This window comes from Streptomyces sp. NPDC002958 (assembly GCF_055563255.1).
Genome location: NZ_JBVHDS010000006.1, coordinates 151562 through 169412, shown reverse-complemented (window position 1 = coordinate 169412; position 17851 = coordinate 151562). Strand labels below are relative to the sequence as shown.

Annotated in this window: 20 protein-coding genes and 1 tRNA gene; 16 read left to right on the top strand and 5 right to left on the bottom strand. The window is 69.3% G+C overall.

What is annotated here, in order from left to right:
• Positions 1-325: 325 nt before the first annotated feature.
• On the bottom strand, positions 326-1561 hold the full coding sequence (locus ACZ3IC_RS13565; RefSeq protein WP_467415693.1) for a sensor histidine kinase: 1236 nt from the start codon (positions 1559-1561) through the stop codon (positions 326-328).
• Positions 1562-1731: 170 nt separating this feature from the next.
• On the opposite strand from ACZ3IC_RS13565, the gene ACZ3IC_RS13560 reads away from it, so the two are divergent.
• From ACZ3IC_RS13560 to htpX, 12 genes are all read left to right on the top strand, one after another.
• Positions 1732-2133 carry an NADH-quinone oxidoreductase subunit A gene (locus tag ACZ3IC_RS13560; protein ID WP_467415690.1) on the top strand — a complete coding sequence of 134 codons (402 nt, stop codon included), beginning with the start codon at positions 1732-1734 and terminating at the stop codon, positions 2131-2133.
• Positions 2124-2804 (top strand): NADH-quinone oxidoreductase subunit B, encoded by a 681-nt coding sequence (locus ACZ3IC_RS13555; protein WP_467415688.1) that lies wholly within the window; start codon positions 2124-2126, stop codon positions 2802-2804. The genes ACZ3IC_RS13560 and ACZ3IC_RS13555 overlap by 10 nt, the downstream gene beginning before the upstream one ends.
• A gap of 41 nt (positions 2805-2845) precedes the next feature.
• Positions 2846-4021 carry an NADH-quinone oxidoreductase subunit C gene (locus tag ACZ3IC_RS13550; protein ID WP_467416085.1) on the top strand — a complete coding sequence of 392 codons (1176 nt, stop codon included), beginning with the start codon at positions 2846-2848 and terminating at the stop codon, positions 4019-4021.
• On the top strand, positions 4018-4986 hold the full coding sequence (locus ACZ3IC_RS13545; protein WP_467415687.1) for a complex I subunit 1/NuoH family protein: 969 nt from the start codon (positions 4018-4020) through the stop codon (positions 4984-4986). Before ACZ3IC_RS13550 ends, ACZ3IC_RS13545 begins: the two co-directional genes overlap by 4 nt.
• On the top strand, positions 4986-5591 hold the full coding sequence (locus ACZ3IC_RS13540) for a NuoI/complex I 23 kDa subunit family protein (RefSeq protein WP_467415685.1): 606 nt from the start codon (positions 4986-4988) through the stop codon (positions 5589-5591). The genes ACZ3IC_RS13545 and ACZ3IC_RS13540 overlap by 1 nt, the downstream gene beginning before the upstream one ends.
• Complete coding sequence (locus ACZ3IC_RS13535; protein ID WP_467415683.1) at positions 5588-6151, top strand: NADH-quinone oxidoreductase subunit J family protein; 564 nt, start codon at positions 5588-5590, stop codon at positions 6149-6151. The genes ACZ3IC_RS13540 and ACZ3IC_RS13535 overlap by 4 nt, the downstream gene beginning before the upstream one ends.
• A complete protein-coding gene (gene nuoK, locus ACZ3IC_RS13530; RefSeq protein ID WP_467415681.1) occupies positions 6151-6564 on the top strand; it encodes an NADH-quinone oxidoreductase subunit NuoK in 414 nt (137 codons plus the stop codon). Before ACZ3IC_RS13535 ends, nuoK begins: the two co-directional genes overlap by 1 nt.
• Positions 6561-8561, top strand: coding sequence for an NADH-quinone oxidoreductase subunit 5 family protein (locus ACZ3IC_RS13525; protein ID WP_467415679.1), 2001 nt, complete (start codon positions 6561-6563; stop codon positions 8559-8561). Before nuoK ends, ACZ3IC_RS13525 begins: the two co-directional genes overlap by 4 nt.
• A gap of 27 nt (positions 8562-8588) precedes the next feature.
• Positions 8589-10139 carry a complex I subunit 4 family protein gene (locus tag ACZ3IC_RS13520; protein ID WP_467416082.1) on the top strand — a complete coding sequence of 517 codons (1551 nt, stop codon included), beginning with the start codon at positions 8589-8591 and terminating at the stop codon, positions 10137-10139.
• Positions 10136-11710: an NADH-quinone oxidoreductase subunit N gene (locus ACZ3IC_RS13515; protein ID WP_467415676.1), complete on the top strand. Its 1575-nt coding sequence runs from the start codon at positions 10136-10138 to the stop codon at positions 11708-11710. The genes ACZ3IC_RS13520 and ACZ3IC_RS13515 overlap by 4 nt, the downstream gene beginning before the upstream one ends.
• Before the next feature lie 95 nt (positions 11711-11805).
• Complete coding sequence (gene mscL / locus ACZ3IC_RS13510) at positions 11806-12264, top strand: large conductance mechanosensitive channel protein MscL (protein WP_467415675.1); 459 nt, start codon at positions 11806-11808, stop codon at positions 12262-12264.
• A 218-nt stretch (positions 12265-12482) separates the two neighbouring features.
• On the top strand, positions 12483-13346 hold the full coding sequence (gene htpX / locus ACZ3IC_RS13505; protein ID WP_467415674.1) for a zinc metalloprotease HtpX: 864 nt from the start codon (positions 12483-12485) through the stop codon (positions 13344-13346).
• A gap of 304 nt (positions 13347-13650) precedes the next feature.
• Here htpX and ACZ3IC_RS13500 read toward each other — a convergent pair whose 3' ends face one another.
• On the bottom strand, positions 13651-14052 hold the full coding sequence (locus ACZ3IC_RS13500; RefSeq protein WP_467415671.1) for a YccF domain-containing protein: 402 nt from the start codon (positions 14050-14052) through the stop codon (positions 13651-13653).
• Between the two features lie 123 nt (positions 14053-14175).
• On the opposite strand from ACZ3IC_RS13500, the gene ACZ3IC_RS13495 reads away from it, so the two are divergent.
• Both ACZ3IC_RS13495 and ACZ3IC_RS13490 read left to right on the top strand, forming a co-directional pair.
• Entirely contained in the window at positions 14176-14742 is a 567-nt protein-coding gene (locus ACZ3IC_RS13495) for an SMI1/KNR4 family protein (RefSeq protein ID WP_467415670.1), read from the top strand.
• 107 nt (positions 14743-14849) lie between these two features.
• Complete coding sequence (locus ACZ3IC_RS13490) at positions 14850-15122, top strand: GlsB/YeaQ/YmgE family stress response membrane protein (protein ID WP_467415669.1); 273 nt, start codon at positions 14850-14852, stop codon at positions 15120-15122.
• Between the two features lie 6 nt (positions 15123-15128).
• Here the strand turns inward: ACZ3IC_RS13490 and ACZ3IC_RS13485 are convergent, their stop codons facing one another.
• The 3 genes from ACZ3IC_RS13485 to ACZ3IC_RS13475 form a co-directional block, all read right to left on the bottom strand.
• Positions 15129-15794, bottom strand: a complete 666-nt coding sequence (locus tag ACZ3IC_RS13485; protein ID WP_467415666.1) for an alpha-ketoglutarate-dependent dioxygenase AlkB family protein — start codon at positions 15792-15794, stop codon at positions 15129-15131.
• A gap of 1 nt (position 15795) precedes the next feature.
• Positions 15796-16311, bottom strand: coding sequence for a methylated-DNA--[protein]-cysteine S-methyltransferase (locus tag ACZ3IC_RS13480; RefSeq protein ID WP_467415664.1), 516 nt, complete (start codon positions 16309-16311; stop codon positions 15796-15798).
• A 219-nt stretch (positions 16312-16530) separates the two neighbouring features.
• Positions 16531-17019, bottom strand: a complete 489-nt coding sequence (locus ACZ3IC_RS13475) for a YajQ family cyclic di-GMP-binding protein (protein ID WP_030926258.1) — start codon at positions 17017-17019, stop codon at positions 16531-16533.
• A gap of 214 nt (positions 17020-17233) precedes the next feature.
• On the opposite strand from ACZ3IC_RS13475, the gene ACZ3IC_RS13470 reads away from it, so the two are divergent.
• Positions 17234-17315 (top strand) — tRNA-Tyr (locus ACZ3IC_RS13470).
• Positions 17316-17395: 80 nt separating this feature from the next.
• Positions 17396-17845 (top strand): 2-thiouracil desulfurase family protein, encoded by a 450-nt coding sequence (locus ACZ3IC_RS13465; RefSeq protein WP_467415661.1) that lies wholly within the window; start codon positions 17396-17398, stop codon positions 17843-17845.
• Positions 17846-17851 lie beyond the last annotated feature (6 nt).

The following is a 17851-nucleotide window of genomic DNA, read 5'->3' as shown; positions in this document are numbered from 1 at the left end:
CCGGCCGGTACATCGTTCCGGCCGGTACATCAAAGGTGCTGGGTCGCGGGTCGGCGCACCATGAGGGCGGTATCCCTCTTCGGCCGGGGGTTATCCCCACCCTGCCGGCGCCCCTCCGGCAACCTTTGCCCCGTCTTGCCCCGTCGCGTCGTCCAGCACGCATGCTCGCGGCGTCGGCCACAAGCCCTGGTAGCTCCATCCCCAAGCTCTTGACTTCGTTCGAGCAGGGGAGACCCCGTCCAAGGACTTCCGGCCGCCTTGCGATCGCACGCTCTGGACGACGCTCCTTCAGGGCAAACACTGCCGGTCACGGCACCAGGGGGGCTCAGGGCTGCTTGACTCGGGGGCGCCCGACCCAGGGGCGCTTGCCCGCGCCCGTATGGTTCGGCTTCCTCTCCCGGTCCCGCCAGGGCAGTTCCGCGGTGACCGTCGTGGGGCCGCCGACCGGTGAGTCGAGGACGAACAGCCCGTCGACGGCACCCAGCCGCTCGGCCAGCCCGGCCATGCCCGTACCGCCGTCCATCCGGGCGCCGCCGCGCCCGTTGTCGGTGACCTGGAGCATCAGTCGGTCCGTCGACCGCCACACGTCGACCCATGCGCGGGTCGCTTGTGCATGCTTGCTCACGTTCTGCAACAGCTCGGAGACCGTGAAGTAGGCGATTCCCTCGATGGCCTGGGCGGGCCGGGACGCCAGGTCCACTCCCACTGTCACGGGGACGGTGCAGCGGGAGGCGATGGCGGAGAGTGCGGCGTCGAGTCCTCGGTCGGTGAGGACGGCGGGGTGGATGCCGCGGGCGAGGTCGCGTAGTTCCTGGAGGGCGACCTTGACCTCGCCGTGGGCCTCGTCGACCATGCGGGCGGCGGCCTCGGGGTCGTCGTTGAGCTTCTCCTTCGCCAGGCCCAGGTCCATGGCGAGGGCGACGAGCCGGGCCTGTGCGCCGTCGTGGAGGTCGCGTTCGATGCGGCGCAGGTCGGCGGCGGCCGTGTCGACGACCACTCCGCGATCCGACTCCAGCTCGGCGATCCTGCGCTCCAGCTCGTCCGAGGGCGAGAGCAGCCCGCGCGCCATCGCACGGTCGGCATTGGCGAGGAGCCGCGCGATATAGGGGAGTACCGGCCACAGCACGAAGAGGCTCGCCGACGTCACGGCGAAGGTGAGCACGCCCCAGGGCAACCGCATGAAGGAGTACAGAACCGTCCGCCAGCCCACCGGATCCTTGAGGCTCGACCACAGCCAGGGAAAGAACCCCTGTTCCCGCCGGGACAGCACCATCGGGCTCGGCTCGTCGATCCGCACCCCGAGCATCCCCCGCGCCCGGCCCCGCTCGGCTCTGCCGATCAGCCGCGCCCCGTGCAGCCCGGCGGCGAGCAGGGGCAGACCGATCACCGTGACCGCAAGCCCCACGCCGATACCGATCATGAACACCGTGTAAGCAAACCCGGCGACGGCCATGGGGAGGTTGGTCAGGAGATAGCCGATCTCCTTCCATGTCCACCGGTCGAGGGCGAAGCGGGCGGGTGGCGGCCGGTGCTTGTCGGGCACCAGGGGGCTCATGGTCATACGCCCTACCCTGCCGGGCGGGGCCTGCCCACGCCATGGGGCTCGTGGGTGGGGTGAAGTAGGGATAACCCCACCCGTTGTCCGACGCGGCTGCTTACCCTCTCTTTAACAGGGCCTAGACTCCCGTGCGTACAGATCGTCGAACGGGTTCGAGGGAGCGAGGGACGGACATGGCGGATCTGCCGGAATCGACTGTTCTCGCGTCGGACTACTTCGACAGCTATTCAGTGGTCGGACTGCTCGCTGTGATCGGCGTGCTGTTCGTCGCCGTCGCCTTCGGGGCCGGCCGGCTGCTGCGCCCCGTGGTCCCCACACCGGAGAAGCTCCTGACGTACGAGTGCGGCGTGGACCCAGTGGGTGAAGGATGGGCACATACCCAGGTCCGTTATTACGTTTATGCCTTCCTGTACGTGATCTTCGCCGTCGACTCGATCTTCCTGTTTCCGTGGGCGACCGTATTCGCCGCACCCGGATATGGGGCGACGACTCTGGTGGAAATGTTCATCTTCCTCGGTTTCCTGGCCGTGGGACTGCTCTACGCATGGAAGAAGGGCGTCCTCGAATGGACGTGACGAGCCCGCCGCCCCCCGAGCACCGGCCCGCAGCGGGGTCGGGGCCGGAGCAGGAGCCCGGCGCGGTTTCCGAACCGCAGCCCGTTCCGACGTTCCTGCCGGAACCCAAGCGGCTCGGCGTCCTGTCGCGCCTGGCTCCCGAGCCGATGAAGGTGGTCCTGAACTGGGGCCGCCGCTACAGCCTCTGGGTTTTCAACTTCGGGCTCGCCTGCTGCGCCATCGAATTCATCGCCGCCTCCATGGCCCGCCACGACTTCATCCGGCTCGGCGTGATCCCGTTCGCGCCGGGCCCGCGCCAGGCCGACCTCATGATCGTTTCCGGCACGGTGACGGACAAGATGGCCCCGGCCGTGAAGCGGCTGTACGAGCAGATGCCCGAACCCAAGTACGTCATCTCCTTCGGCGCCTGCTCCAACTGCGGCGGCCCGTACTGGGACTCGTACTCCGTGACGAAGGGCGTCGATCAGATCATTCCGGTCGATGTCTACGTCCCCGGCTGCCCGCCCCGGCCGGAGGCGCTCCTCCAGGGCATCCTCAAGCTTCAGGAGAAGATCGCACGCGAGTCGCTGGGTGAGCGGTACGCGACGGGCGGCGGCAGCCGTCCCTCCACCGCCGCACTGCGCAGCGGCCTGGTCGCCGCCCCGCCGACGCCCGGGGAGGAGCAGAAGTGACCGGCACGGAAAACCACGACGCGGAAAGTCACGACCGGAAAATCCGCGACCGGAAAAGCTATGACCGGGAAGGCTATGACCGGCTGCCGGACGCCGCCGCCGAGTTCTTCGGCGAGGACGCGACGGCGGAGTACGCGTACGACCTGCTGACCGTCGACGTACCCGCCGCCTCCTGGATCGCCGCCCTCGAAACGGCCCGCGACCGGCTGGGCTGCACCTACTTCGACTGGCTGAGCGCGGTCGACGAACCGGGCACCGGCTTCCGTGTCTGCGCCCATGTCGCCGCCCTGGCCGAGGGCAGGGTCCGTCGGCTCTTGATCCGTACGACCGTTCCGCACGAGTCGGCGGTCCTTCCCACTGCCATTGACGTCTACGCGGGTGCCGCCTGGCACGAGCGTGAGACACACGAGATGTTCGGCATCGGCTTCGAAGGCCACCCGCATCTGGTGCCGCTGCTGCTGCCCGAGGGCTTCGAGGGCCACCCGCTGCGCAAGGACTTCGTGCTGGCGGCGCGCGTCGCGAAGGCCTGGCCGGGCGCGAAGGAGCCGGGTGAGTCGGAGCACGGCGGCCCGAAGCGGCGCACGATGCTGCCGCCCGGTGTCCCCGATCCGAACGAATGGGGCCCCCTGAAGGGCCAGCTCCCGCCCGCCCCGTCCCGCCCGGCCCGCACCGCGCGCGCGGCGGGCGACCGCCCGGTACGCCGCGCCCGCAGCGTGAGCGAGGGCTCGGCGAGCCAGCAGCCGGAGCCGACAGCACCGGCCACGGAATCCACTCCTCCCGCAACCCCGCGCCGCACCCGCAGCGCGTCCCAGGGTTCCGCCAGCCAGCAGCGCGATGCGACGGGTGGGGCGGGGCCCGAAAGCAGCGACGCCCCCTGGCACCATGCCCGCCCGACCTTCGACACCACCCCGGACCCGGGTACTCCCCAGCCCCTCCGGCGATCGAGGAGCGGGGGGCCGGGAGCGGAGCCCCCGGTTCGGGAAGGGACGGGTAAGGAAGGGACGGGCAAGGGACAGGCCCCGCGCAGCACCACCCCCACTTCCGACACCACCCCCACCCCCACTTCCGACACCACCCCCACCCCCACCTCCGACACCACCCCCACCCCCACCTCCGACACCACTGCCGAGACGACCACCGAACAGCCCACCCCGCCGGCCCCGGACCCCGCGCCCGAGCCAGCCCCCGACCGCCCCGCCGGAGGCGATACCGCGTGAACGACGTACTCGACGTCGCCCTCCGCCTCGCCATCGTCTTCGCCGTGTTCATGGTCCTCCCTCTCGTCGTGGGGCAGACCGAGCACAAGGTGATGGCCCATATGCAGGGCCGCCTCGGCCCCATGTACGCGGGCGGCTTCCACGGCTGGGCCCAGCTTGTCGCGGACGGCGTGAAGTTCGCGCAGAAGGAAGACATCGTCCCGGCCGAGGCCGACCGCCGTATCTTCCAGCTCGCGCCGGCCGTCGCGCTGCTCCCGTACCTCCTCGTACTTGTCGCCATCCCGATCGGCCCCAGCGAGGGCGCGGTCGGCCAGGTCGTCGACGCGGGCATCTTCTTCGTGCTCGCCGTGATGGGCGTCGGAGTGCTCGGCTCGCTGATGGCGGGCTGGGCATCGGCCAACAAGTTCTCCCTCCTCGGGGGCCTCCGTACCGCCGCCCAGCTGCTGGCGTACGAACTGCCGATGCTGCTCGCCGCCGCCTCCGTCGCGATGGCGGCGGGCACCGTCTCCCTCCCCGGCATCGTCAATGCCTTCGAGTGGTGGTGGCTGCCCTGGCAGATCGTCGGTGCCCTGGTCTTCTTCGTGGCCGGTCTCGCCGAACTGCAGCGCCCGCCGTTCGACATGCCGGTCGCGGACTCGGAGATCATCTTCGGCGCGTACACCGAGTACACCGGTCTCCGCTTCGCGCTGTTCCTGCTCGCCGAATACGCGGGCATCGTCGTCCTGTGCGGACTGACCACCGTCCTTTTCCTCGGCGGCTGGCACGGCCCGTTCGGCGCCGACGGACTCGGCTGGGTCTGGACGCTCCTCAAGACCGCGGTCCTCGCCTTCGTCGTCATCTGGCTGCGCGTGAGCTACCCCCGGCTCCGCGAGGACCAGCTGCAGAAGCTCGCCTGGACCACCCTCATCCCGCTCGCTCTCGCGCAGATCGCGCTCACCGGCATTGTGAAGGTGGCGATCAACTGATGGCTGCATCGCTCCCGCCCTCCCGTCCCCGCATCCCTGGCACAGGCCTGGCCAAGGGCCTGGCCGTCACCCTGCGGACGATGACGAAGAAGACGGTCACCGCGCAGTACCCGGACGTCCAGCCCGAGCTCCCGCCCCGCTCCCGCGGTGTCATCGCACTGTTCGAGGAGAACTGCACGGTCTGCATGCTCTGCGCCCGTGAGTGCCCGGACTGGTGCATCTACATCGACTCCCACAAGGAGACGGTGCCCGCCGCCACCCCGGGCGGGCGCGAGCGCAGCCGCAATGTCCTCGACCGCTTCGCGATCGACTTCTCGCTCTGTATGTACTGCGGTATCTGTATCGAGGTGTGTCCCTTCGACGCCCTGTTCTGGTCGCCGGAGTTCGAGTACGCGGAGACGGACATCCTCGAACTCACTCATGAGCGCGACAAGCTCCGCGAATGGATGTGGACGGTGCCGGAACCGCCCGCGCTCGACCCGGGCGCGGAGGAGCCGAAGGAGATCGCCGCCGCCCGCAAGACGGCGGAGAAACTCGAAGCCCAACGCGCCCAGGAGGCGCAGCAGACCCAGCAGGCCCAGAAGAAGGCAGAGGGGAAGGAGTGACACTCGCAGCCGCCGCAGCCCATTCCGCCCACTCCGGCTTCCTCTCCCCGACCGGCATCGAGATAGCTTTCGTCCTCGTCGGCATCGCGACCCTCGGCGCGGCCCTCATCACCGTCACGACCAAGCAGCTGGTGCATGCCGCCCTCTGGCTGGTCGTGGCGCTCGGTGGTCTCGCCGTCGAGTACCTCCTGCTCACCGCGGAATTCATCGCCTGGGTGCAGGTACTGATCTACGTCGGTTCCGTGGTCGTCCTCCTCCTCTTCGGGCTGATGCTCACCAAGGCCCCCATCGGCCGCTCCCCGGACGCCGACTCGGGCAACCGCTGGGCGGCCCTCGCTGTGGCGGTCGCCTCCGCCGGCACGCTCGTCTGGGTCGTCGTCGACGCCTTCCGCACCACCTGGATCGACCTGGACGGACCGGCCCAGGGTTCCACCGAGGTGACCGGCTCCTTCCTCTTCCGGCACTGGGTGCTGCCGTTCGAAGCGCTCTCCGTGCTGCTGCTCGCCGCCCTCGTCGGCGCGATCGTCCTGTCCCGCAAGCGCAGTAAGGAGCAGAGCTGATGCACCTCGCCTATCCCGCCGTGCTCGCCGCTCTCCTCTTCTGCACCGGGCTGTACGGAGTGCTCGCCCGCCGCAACGCGATCCTCGTCCTGATGTCCGTCGAGCTGATGCTCAACGCCGTCAACCTCAACCTGGTCGCCTTCGACGTCTGGCTCCGCGACACTCTGCACTCCGGCCAGGCCCTCACCCTCTTCACCATCGCCATCGCGGCGGCGGAGATCGGTATCGGCCTGGCGATCGTCCTCGCCGTCCACCGCAACCGCGGCAGCGCGGACGTCGACCGCCTCCGCGACACCGCCGAGACCGACGCCGCGGAAGCCCTCCCCGGCGACGAGGCCTCCAAGATCCACGGCACCGATGACCAGGCCACTGCTCCGGCAGGGAAGGCAAAGAAGGCAGAGGCCACCGCGTGACCACCACGACCCTCGCCGTTCTCGTCCCCCTCCTTCCGTTCCTGGGCGCCGCGGCCGGTCTCCTTCTCGGACGCACCGCCCCCGGCTTCGTACGACCCCTCGCCGTCCTGCCCACCCTCACCGCCTTCGCGCTCTCCGTCGTCGTCGCCTCGCGCCAGGGCGGCGGCCGGGCCATCGACGCGGCGACGCAGCTCACCCCCACCGGCTCGGTCCCGATCGATCTCGCCCTGCACCTCGACGGCTTCGCGGTCCTCGTCGCCGTCCTCGTCGGGCTCGTCGCGAGCTGTGTGCAGATCTACTCGACCGCCTATCTGCGCGACGACCCCCGCTACCCCTCGTACGCGGCCCTTGTCTCCCTCTTCACCTCCGCGATGCTGCTCGTCGTCTACTCCGGCGACCTGATGGTGCTCCTGGTCGGCTGGGAGATCATGGGCATCTGCTCGTACTTCCTCGTCGGCCACTACTGGGAGACGCCCGAGGCCCGCGCCGCCTCCCTCAAGGCCTTCCTGGTCACCAAGCTCGGCGACATCCCCTTCCTGATCGGTCTGTTCGCGCTCGCCGCCGACACCGGAACATTCCGCATCACCGGCATCCTGGGCGCCGTCGCGAACGGTGGCCTGGACCACCCCACCGTCATCGCCCTGCTGCTCCTCGCGGGCGTCGCGGGCAAGTCCGCGCAGTTCCCGCTGCACACCTGGCTGCCCGACGCGATGGCCGGTCCCACCCCCGTCTCCGCGCTGATCCACGCCGCGACTATGGTTGCCGCCGGTATCTACTTCGTGGCCCGGCTCCTGCCTGTCTTCGCCGAGTCCGGCACTGCCCTCGTGGTCCTCGCCGTGATGGCGGCGATCACGATGATCGGTTCGGGACTCGCCGCCCTCGCCCAGGACGACATCAAACGCGTCCTCGCCTATTCGACCATTGGCCAGCTCGGCTACATGGCCGGTGCCCTGGCCGTCGGCGACCGCGGTGCCGCCGTCTTCCACCTCCTGTCCCACGGTGCGTTCAAGGCCGTACTCTTCCTCGCGGCGGGCGTCGTCATCCACGCCGCCGGGACCAACTCGCTGGCCGCCATGTCCCGCATGGGCGGCCTGACGAAGCGCATCCCGGACGCCTACTGGACGATGACCGTCGCCCTCCTCGCGCTCGCCGCCATCCCGCCGTTCGCCGGCTTCTTCTCCAAGGAAGCCGTCCTCGTCGCCGCCGAGCACACCGCGCTCGGGGACCGGAACGTCGCCCCGGCCGCCGCCGGCTGGACCGTCCTCGTCGCCGGGCTGCTCGCCGCCGTCCTCACCGCCGCGTACGCCACCCGCCTCTGGCTCCTCGCCTTCCGGGGCCGTGGTGCCGAGGCCCCCGACCACGGCAGGCAGCCCGTCGCGATGACCGCCGTCCTCTGGGTCCTTGCCATCCCCACCATCGCCTTCGGACTGACCGTCGGAGCGATCACCGACTGGTTCGACGGCCACAGCCTCGCCCCGTCCGTGACCACCGCCGTCCTCTCCACGGGCGTCGGCCTCGTCGGCGGCCTCGTCACCTACGCCGCCTGGCGCCACACCTCGGCGCTCGCCGCCCGCACCGCCGTGGGCACGGTCGTCGCCCACCCCGACGCCGAACCCGCCCTCGTCGAGGCCCAGGCCATGACGGCGCACACCGCCGCCTACGGCGCCGATGGGGACGTCCCCGACCCGGCCGACCCCGGCCGCCTGCTGCTCGGCCCGTTCCACCGCCTCGCCGCCGCCGGCTTCCACCTCGACGCGCTGTACACAACCCTGTTCGTCCGCCCCGTCCAGGCGGCGGCGAGCCTCGTCCGCTTCCTGGACCGCGAGGTCGTCGACACCTACGTACGCGGCTCCGGCACCGGCGCACGCTGGCTCGGCACCGCCGTCCGCCGCGCCCAGACCGGCAACGTGCAGACCTACCTCAGCGCACTGCTCGCCGGTTCCCTGGTCCTGGCGATCGCCGCCGTCGTCTTTGCCAACGTCAACGTCGGGTCGTGAGCAGTGATCGATATCAGCGAGTCCGTGATGCAGTTCCTTCTCGCGTTCATCGTCGTCGCCCCGCTCATCGGCGCGGTGGCCGCTCTCCTGCCGGCCCCGCCCGGACTGAAGGGCACCGGGCCCGACCAGGCCGTGCTCCGCCACGGCGTGACCGTCACCGGCGCGGTCCTCATCGCCGCGATCGTGCTCGCCGTCGGCTTCGACCACGACCACCCGTCGAAGATGCAGGCCACCACCGACATCAGCTGGATCCCGGCGCTCGATGTCCGCATCCACCTCGGCATCGACGGCATCTCGCTCCCCCTTCTCGTACTGACCGCGCTGCTGACCTTCCTCTGCGCGCTCTACAGCTACTTCAAAATGCCCGAGGGCCCCTCCCCGAAGGCATTCGTCGCACTCGTCCTCGTCCTCGAGTCCGGCACCCTCGCGACCTTCGCCGTCCTCGACCTGCTGCTGTTCTTCCTGGCCTTCGAGATGGTCCTCATCCCGATGTACTTCCTCATCGCCCGCTGGGGCGGTGAGAGGAAGCAGGCCGCGGCCTGGAAGTTCATCCTCTACACACTGCTCGGCTCGGTGATCATGCTGCTGGGCCTGCTGCTCGTAGGACTGAAGAGCGGCACCTTCGACATGGTGGCACTCGCCACTGACAACGGCCGTGGGCTCACCTCGTCCGTGCAGGTCATCGCCGTTCTCGCGATCGGCATCGGGCTCGCCGTGAAAACCCCGATGTGGCCGCTGCACAGCTGGCTCCCGGACGCCCACACCGCCGCTCCGACCGTCGGCTCGGTCCTGCTCGCGGGCGTCCTGCTGAAGATGGGTACGTACGGATTCGTCCGCATCCTGCTCCCCATCGCCCCTGACGGGATGCACACCTTCGCGCCCTACCTCGCCGCCTTCGCGGTCGTCGGCATCATCTACGGATCACTCGCCTGCCTGGCGCTGGCCCGCCCCGGCTCCAAGGGCGACCTCAAGCGCCTGATCGCGTACTCCTCCGTCGGCCACATGGGCTTCGTACTCCTCGGCATCGCGAGCATGACCCCCACCGGCGTCAACGGCGCACTCTTCGCCAACATTGCCCACGGTCTCATCACCGGCCTGCTGTTCTTCCTGGTCGGAGCGGTCAAGGACCGGTACGGCACCGCCGACCTCGACACCCTCTCCGGCGCCACCGGGGCCGCGCTCTACGGCCGGGCACCCCGCCTCGGCGGCCTCCTCGCCTTCGCCGCCGTCGCCTCCCTGGGCCTGCCCGGGCTCGCCGGATTCTGGGGCGAGATGCTTGCCCTGTTCGGCTCCTTCGACCCTGCCGAAGGCCTCAGCCGCCCCGCCTTCCTCACCTTCATGTCGATCGCCGCGTTCGGCACCCTGCTCACTGCCGCGTACATGCTGATCGTCGTACGTCGCGTCTGCATGGGCGAGAAGCGGGAAGAGACGCACAAGCTCGCCGATGTCCAGACGTACGAATTCGCCGCCTGGACCCCGCTCGCCGCCCTCACCGTCCTCACCGGCCTATGGCCCGCCGTCCTCCTCGGCCTCACCGACCCGGCCGTGCAGAAGCTCCTCGCAGGAGGTAAGTCGTGACCACAGCCGTCGTCACCCCGGGCGTCGTCACCACAGCGGCCGAGAGCACCACCAGCCTCATCCAGTCCGTCGACTGGCTCGCCATCGCGCCCCCGGTCGTCGTCGCGGCCGCCGCCCTGATCGTGCTGGTCGCCGACCTCTTCTTCCCCGAGGAACGCAAGCCGCTCCTCGGCTGGGTCACCATGGCCGGACTCGTTGCCGCACTCGCCCTCCTCGTCCCACTGCGCGACGGAAACCGCTCCACCTTCTGCCTCAACACCGCGACCACCGGCACCGGCTCCACCGGGGCCTGCAGCTACACCGCCGACCACTTCGCTCTCGTCATCCAGGGCCTCGTACTCGGCGGCGCCCTGCTGACCGCCCTGCTCTCCCTCGACGACACACGCAAACTCCCCGCGGGCGAGTTCTGGTTCCTCCTGCTGTCCTCCGCTTCGGGCGCCGTACTCCTGCCCGCCGCCCGCGACCTCGCCACCCTCGTCATCGCCCTCGAAGTCGCCTCGCTGCCCGCCTTCGCCCTCGTCGGTATCAAACGCGGCGACCGGCGGTCCTCCGAAGCCGCGCTGAAGTTCTTCCTCTCCTCCGTCGTCGCGACCGCCGTCATGCTGCTCGGTGTCAGCTTCGTGTACGCCACCACCGGCACCCTGCACCTCACGGAGATCGCCGCCCGTCTCGACGACGTACCCGGTCAGCTCGACACCCTCGCCGAGGCGGGCGTCGTCCTCACCCTCGTCGGCTTCGCCTTCAAGACGGCCGCAGCCCCCTTCCACTTCTGGGTTCCCGACACCTACATCGGCGCCCCTTTGCCGATCGCTGCCTACCTCTCGGTCGTCGGCAAGGCGGTCGGCTTCTCCGGCCTCATCCTCGTCACCGTGATCGCGTTCCCGGCGTACGCCGACGTCTGGGGACCGGCCCTCGCCGTCCTCGCCGCGCTCACCATGACGATCGGCAACGTAGCCGCCCTGCGCCAGAACGCCACCCGTGCCCGCAGCGCCGTACGCCTGCTCGCCTGGTCGTCCGTCGCCCAGGCCGGCTACCTCCTGGTGCCGATCGCCGCCGCCGCGTACTCCAGCGACGAGCACATCGGCTCCACCGTCGCGTACGCCCTCATGTACGCCGTCGTGAACCTCGGCGCGTTCGCGGTCGCCGCCCTCGTCGCCCGTACGAACCCCGGCAACCGAGTCTCGGACTACCGCGGCCTGCACGCCACCCGCCCCCTCGCCGCCCTGGCGATGGCCTTCTTCCTGCTCTGCCTGGCCGGCTTGCCGCCCGGCATCGTCGGCCTCTTCGCCAAGGTCACGGTCTTCTCCACGGCCGTCGACGCGGGTCTGGGCTGGCTCGCGGTCGTCATGGCCGTCAACGTCGTGATCGCGCTCTACTACTACCTGCAGTGGACCGCGGCGCTCTTCCGCGCCCCGGAAGAGACCCCGGCGGGCGAAGCCGTACCCGCCCCCACCAAGCACCGCGCCCCGGCCGCCCTCACCGTCGCGATCTCCCTCACCGCAGTCGTCGGCGTCGTGCTCTCCGGTGCTCCGCAGACGGTCCTCAGATTCGCCGCCGTCAATCTCTTCTGACGTACTCGAGATCGGTTTGCCCGGAACAACCCGCACAGGGCAAGGTCATGCCCGCACACCCCCACACGCACCCATATCCCAGAGGAGCAAGAGCAGTGCTGCACGGCTTCAAGGACTTCATCCTGCGCGGAAACGTCATCTCCATGGCCATCGGGCTGGCCGTCGGATCCGCGTTCACCGCAGTTGTCACCGGATTCAGCACCGCCTTCATCACCCCGCTCATCGGCCTCGCCACCGGTTCCGTCGGTGACTTCAGCGCGGCGGAGTTCTCGATCAGGGGCACCGTCTTCCCTTACGGGAAGTTCCTCGCTGCCGCCATTGCCTTTCTGATCACCGCGGCGGTGCTCTACTTCTGCGTCGTCGTTCCCATGACGAAGGTCCAGAACCGTTTCTCCAAGGCCGACGAGAAGGTCGGCATCAAGGCCGCCATGCGCGACTGCCCCCGCTGCTACACCGAGATTCCGGCCATCGCTTCCCGCTGCGCCCACTGCACCAGCGAGATCAAGCCGGATCCCGAGGCCCTCGCACTCGCCGGCCTCCCCGCTCAGCGCTGAGCCGCCCGGCACGGACCGGCACACGCGCAGCCCCCCTTCCACCCGTACGGCCCAGAGCCCGATCCGGCCGCACGTGCCCGACAGGCCCTGTCCTGCGGCCGCGCGCACAAGGGAACTAGCTTTCCTCGCCTGGCGTTGACCTGTACAGAAGGCTCCACTGGGGGAGTGGACACCAACAAGCAAAGGGTTCCCCTGCTGGACCACTTGGAGGGCGTACCGTGCACCGCCGGCACAACGGGCTGAGAACCGCCGTACTCCTCGGGGGCCTGTCCGCACTCATCATCGTCATCGGAAGCTTTTTCGGACGTACAGGCCTGATCGTCGCGCTCCTCGTAGCCGTCGGCACCAACGTCTACGCGTACTGGAACAGCGACAAGCTGGCTCTCAGGGCCATGCGAGCCCGCCCCGTCAGCGAATTCGAGGCGCCACAGCTCTACCGCATGGTCCGCGAGCTCTCCACTGCGGCCCGCCAGCCCATGCCCCGGCTCTACATCTCGCCGACGCAGGCTCCCAACGCCTTCGCCACCGGCCGCAACCCGCGCAACGCGGCGGTCTGCTGCACCGAGGGCATCCTGCGGATCCTGGACGAGCGGGAGCTGCGTGGCGTCCTCGGCCACGAGTTGAGCCATGTCTACAACCGCGACATCCTGATCTCGTCCGTCGCCGGAGCACTCGCCTCCGTCGTCATGTTCTTGGTCAACTTCGCTTGGCTGATCCCGGGGGGCCGGTCCAACGAGGGCAAGGGACCCGGCATCCTCGGCATGCTGCTGATCATGATTCTCGGACCGCTCGCCGCCTCCGTGATCCAGCTGGCCGTGAGCCGCTCCCGCGAATACGAGGCGGACGCCTCGGGCGCCCAGCTGACCGGCGACCCGCTGGCTCTCGCCGACGCCCTGCGGAAGCTCGACGCGGGCACGAAACAGCTCCCTCTGCCCCCCGAGCCGAGGATCGAGACCGCGAGCCACATGATGATCGCGAATCCCTTCGGGCCCGGAAAGGGCATGTCCAAGATGTTCTCGACGCACCCGCCGATGGCGGAGCGCATCGCCCGACTGGAGCAGATGGCAGGTCATCGTCCGTGAGGAAAATCCTCGCGGACGCCCCTCAGCGCGTACTCGTCGTTCTCCCCCGCGGGGCCATTGAACCTAAGCCTCAGGAGAGCCTGCGGCCAAGGTGCTGTTCGGGCTGCTGGACGAGTTCTTGGCGGGACGCGAGGACAATGGCAAGCAGTCGTGAGAGACAACGGCAAGCAGTCGTGAGAACCGTCGGGGCAGCGATGTGGCCGTGGGTCAGGTCCCGCACTCGCAGCAGATGAACGGCCTTTGACCAGGCGAACCGGCCGGAGGCCGTGCTCATATGCGCGGTCCGTACGGCTCCGCCGTTCTCCTAGCGGGCGCCGAACGCTTCGTCGGACGGGACCACCTCTCGGCCCAGCGGCATGAGCGAGATGGGGATCATCTTCAGGTTCGCCCAGCCGAAGGGGATTCCGATGATCGACACGAACAGCGGAATGCTCGTGATCAGATGCCCCAGCGCGAGCCACCACCCGGCGAAGACGAGCCAGATCACGTTACCGGCGCACGAGGGCGCACCCGCGTCGGGCCGCTCCACAGTGGTCCGCCCGAATGGCCACAGCACATAGCCGGCGATTCTCAGGGACGCGATGCCGAACGGAATCGTCACGATCAGAAGGAAGCAGATGATTGCGGCGACCAGGTACCCGAGGGCCATCCAGAACCCACAGAACACCACCCACAGGACGTTCAGGATCAGCTGGACGAGCTTCATAATCAAGCCTTCCGCAAGGTTCGTCCGTCAGGGCTGTTCACAGCCAGTATCGATCCCGGAGACGAGGAGCCGGAACCGGAGAGGTCCGGCCCGATTGTCAGTGCCGTCGTCCACCATGAACCCATGAACGACACCGAGCGGACCGAGCAGTTGCTGGCAGCCGCGGAGAAGACCGCGCACACCGCCCCGCGCTGGGGCACGTACCCCCTCCCGGCCCCCCTGCCCGCCGAGGGCGTTGTGCGCGCCGAAGCCGCCCTCGGCTTCACCCTGCCGCCGCTGCTCACCGCCTTGTACACCCGGATCGCCAACGGCGGCTTCGGACCGGAGTACGGCCTGATGCCGCTGATCGGCGACCGGGCCCCGGACGGGGAGGAGTCCGTCGTCGCGCAGTACCTCGCCCACCGCCGGACCGTGACCGAGGAGGGCGGGTGGCCGTGGCCGGAGGGCGTACTGCCGATATGCAGCCTGGGCTGCGGGATGTACTCCTGTGTGGACTGCCGCAGCGAACACACCACGGTCCTGCTCTTCGAGCCGAACGCCGACGAGCCGGAGCACGCCTGGTACGTGGATCAGCCCGACCTCGCCCAGTGGCTGAGCAGCTGGCTGGACGGCACCGCGTGGTACGCCGAGGAGTCCGAGGACGATGGGGTCGAGATGGCGCCCTGGCCGGATTTCAACGCTCGTACATGACCCATGAGCGAGCGGGGTACGACCCGTTCGCGTGCGGCGCACTGCAACCCCCCGACCGGCACGGACGTCTTGGATTCCAAAACCGGGTGACGGGTAGGTTCGTACGCATGAGCATCATTGGTTGGATCATTCTCGGCCTGCTTGCCGGGGCCATAGCCAAGGTCCTGCTCCCGGGCCGCGATCCGGGCGGCCTGGTCGGCACCACCCTCATCGGGGTCATCGGCGCCTTCCTCGGCGGCTGGATGTCGTCGCGCTTCCTCGACCGCCCGATCTCCAACGACTTCTACGACACAGCCACGTGGGTCGCGGCCATCGGAGGTTCGCTGGTCCTGCTGATCGTCTACCGGCTGCTCTTCGGCAACTCCCGCGAACGTCGCTGACGCCCGTCAACCCGGGGCGCCCAGCCCGGTCTCGCGCAGGGTCAGATTGAGCCGGCCACGGCTCATCCCCGTAGCAGCATCGGCCGTGCCCGGGCAGACCTTCGGGACACCGTGGAACGCAAAGCGTGAAGGCCCGCCGAAGACGAACAGGTCGCCGGAGGCCAACTCCACATCCGTGTAGGGTTTTCCGCGGTTCTCCGTGTTCCCGAAGCGGAAGACACAGGTGTCGCCGATGCTGAGTGACACCACCGGAGCGCCGGACCGTTCCTCCTTGTCCTGGTGCATGCCCATCCGCGCCGCACCGTCATAGAAGTTGATGAGGGCGGTGTCCGGTGCGTACGTCCGGACCGGGCTCTTGTCCCCGTACGCCTCGGCCAGCGCCTCCCGCCCCAACTCCGCCAGCCAGTCGGGAAATTCGGCGACCCGCGCACCATTCACATCGTCAGCCGTACGCGAATACCGGTATGGCTGCCAGTGCCACCCCAGACAGACCGTCTGTACGGACATCACCCCGCCACCCGGCAGCACCGTGTGCCGCAGGGGCACAGGCCCCCGCGCCCATTCCCGGCAGGCCGCCACCAACTCCCGTTGGCGCTCCGGCGGCAGCCAATCGGGCACATGCACGGCCCCCGGCGCGACGACGGCGCGCGGCCGCGGAAAGAGCCCGGACATGTCAGCGCACCGCCAGGGCGCCTTCCAGCCCCAGAAGCTGTTCCTTGCGCTCCAGGCCGCCCGCGTAACCCCGCAAGGCCCCGTCCGCGCCGATCACGCGATGGCACGGCCGCACGACCAGCAGAGGATTGCGCCCGATCGCCGTGCCCACGGCCCGCACGCCCGCCCCGGGCGCGCCGATCCGTTCGGCGATCTGCCCGTACGACACGGTCTCCCCGTACGGGACGGTGTCCAGCGCCGCCCACACCCGCCGCTGGAAGTCGGTGCCCCGACCGTCCGCGTACACGATGTCGAAGCGGGTCAGCCGGCCCTCGAAGTACTCCCGCAGCTGTGCGGCGATCTCCGCGAAGGCCTCCGGCGCGTGGACCCACCCGTCCTGGACGACCGCGGCGCCCTTCTGACCGGGCAGTGAGAGCGAGGCGAGCGCGACCCCTCCGGCGGCTTCGGCGCCGGAGGCCGCCTCGCCGACCAGCAGCAGTTCACCCAGCGGGCTGTCGACCGTTGCGTACATGGTCATGACCCGTCCCTCTCCTTGCCCGTCCTGCCGGAAATCGATCCGATCGTCGTCCGACATGGACAAGTCTGCTTCCCCCGCTCCGCCGCGACCGGCGGTATTCGGACATCGCATCCCGTGCGCGGAGCGGAGCGGCGCATCCCGCTCAGCGCCACCCCGCGCCCGGAAGGCGCAAGACTTGCCGGAGATCTGCCGGAGATCTGCCGGAGACCGGCTGGTTCCCTATCGGTAATTCACGAACTGCACGGCGAAGTCGAAGTCCTGGCCCTTCAGCAGCGCCTGCACGGCCTGCAGGTCGTCCCGGCTCTTCGAGCTGACCCGCAGCTCATCGCCCTGGACCTGCGCCTTGACGCCCTTGGGGCCCTCATCGCGAATGATCTTCGCCACCTTCTTGGCGTTCTCCTGGGAGATGCCCTCCTCGATCGTGGCGAAGATCTTGTACTCCTTGCCGGACAGCTGCGGCTCGCCCGCGTCCAGCGACTTCAGCGAGATGCCGCGCTTGATCAGCTTGGACTGGAAGATGTCGAGGATCGCCTTGACCCGCTCCTCGCCGTTCGCCTCCATAAGGATCTTCTCGCCGGACCAGGAGATCGAGGCGCCGGTGCCCTTGAAGTCGTAACGCTGCGAGATTTCCTTGGCGGCCTGGTTGAGGGCGTTGTCGACCTCCTGCCGCTCGACCTTCGAGACGATGTCGAAACTGGAGTCGGCCATGACGTGTGGCTCCTTGTATCGGGGGTGCTGGGAAACAGGGTGCGTACGGGTGGCGGCAGGCCTGCCGGCCCCGCTCCGCCGATCAAAGCCTAGCCACCCATGCCCGATCGGGCCGCTGATCAATCCAGTGGCGTAGCACCCCCGGGCATCGGGTATCGTTTACGTCGTTGCCACGGAGCACCGCCGAAAAGCGGTTCTCACGGCAGCAATCCCTGGCGGTGTGCCCGAGTGGCCAAAGGGAGCAGACTGTAAATCTGCCGGCTCAGCCTACCCAGGTTCGAACCCTGGCGCCGCCACATGGCAAGGCCCCTGTCCTAGGACAGGGGCCTTCTTTGTTGCTGCTGCGAGCTCTGTTTCCGCTGTGAGGGTCGTGAACATGGAACCTGTGCTGGTCAGCGCCTGTCTGCACGGTGTGCCCTGCCGCTTCGACGGCCGCGACAAGGCCTTTGCCGCAGTGGCCGAGGCCATCGGGGACCGCCGCCCTGTCGCCTTCTGCCCCGAGGTCGCTGCCGGACTGCCCACCCCGCGCCGTCCCGCCGAGATCGTCGGCGGCGACGGCCACGACGTGCTGGACGGCCGCGCCCGCGTCGTCGACGACACCGGGCGCGACGTGACGGAGGAGTTCGTGGACGGCGCCCGGCGGGCGCTGGAGGCCGCGTGCGGGGCCGGGTGCTCCGAGGCGCTGCTGATGGCGCGCAGCCCTTCCTGCGGGCGCGGCACGGTCTATGACGGCACGTTCACGGGCGAGCTCCGCGAGGGCGACGGCGTCACCGCCGCCCTACTGGAGCGCCACGGCATCACGGTCCGCCCGGCGCCGACCTGCTGACACCGG

Coding starts and splice junctions, on each gene's coding strand:
- ACZ3IC_RS13565 (WP_467415693.1), bottom strand. CDS start 1,561: ATGACCATGAGCCCCCTGGTGCCCGACAAGCACCGGCCGCCACCCGCC.
- ACZ3IC_RS13560 (WP_467415690.1), top strand. CDS start 1,732: ATGGCGGATCTGCCGGAATCGACTGTTCTCGCGTCGGACTACTTCGAC.
- ACZ3IC_RS13555 (WP_467415688.1), top strand. CDS start 2,124: ATGGACGTGACGAGCCCGCCGCCCCCCGAGCACCGGCCCGCAGCGGGG.
- ACZ3IC_RS13540 (WP_467415685.1), top strand. CDS start 4,986: ATGGCTGCATCGCTCCCGCCCTCCCGTCCCCGCATCCCTGGCACAGGC.
- nuoK (WP_467415681.1), top strand. CDS start 6,151: ATGCACCTCGCCTATCCCGCCGTGCTCGCCGCTCTCCTCTTCTGCACC.
- ACZ3IC_RS13520 (WP_467416082.1), top strand. CDS start 8,589: ATGCAGTTCCTTCTCGCGTTCATCGTCGTCGCCCCGCTCATCGGCGCG.
- ACZ3IC_RS13500 (WP_467415671.1), bottom strand. CDS start 14,052: ATGAAGCTCGTCCAGCTGATCCTGAACGTCCTGTGGGTGGTGTTCTGT.
- ACZ3IC_RS13495 (WP_467415670.1), top strand. CDS start 14,176: ATGAACGACACCGAGCGGACCGAGCAGTTGCTGGCAGCCGCGGAGAAG.
- ACZ3IC_RS13490 (WP_467415669.1), top strand. CDS start 14,850: ATGAGCATCATTGGTTGGATCATTCTCGGCCTGCTTGCCGGGGCCATA.
- ACZ3IC_RS13485 (WP_467415666.1), bottom strand. CDS start 15,794: ATGTCCGGGCTCTTTCCGCGGCCGCGCGCCGTCGTCGCGCCGGGGGCC.
- ACZ3IC_RS13480 (WP_467415664.1), bottom strand. CDS start 16,311: ATGACCATGTACGCAACGGTCGACAGCCCGCTGGGTGAACTGCTGCTG.
- ACZ3IC_RS13475 (WP_030926258.1), bottom strand. CDS start 17,019: ATGGCCGACTCCAGTTTCGACATCGTCTCGAAGGTCGAGCGGCAGGAG.
- ACZ3IC_RS13465 (WP_467415661.1), top strand. CDS start 17,396: ATGGAACCTGTGCTGGTCAGCGCCTGTCTGCACGGTGTGCCCTGCCGC.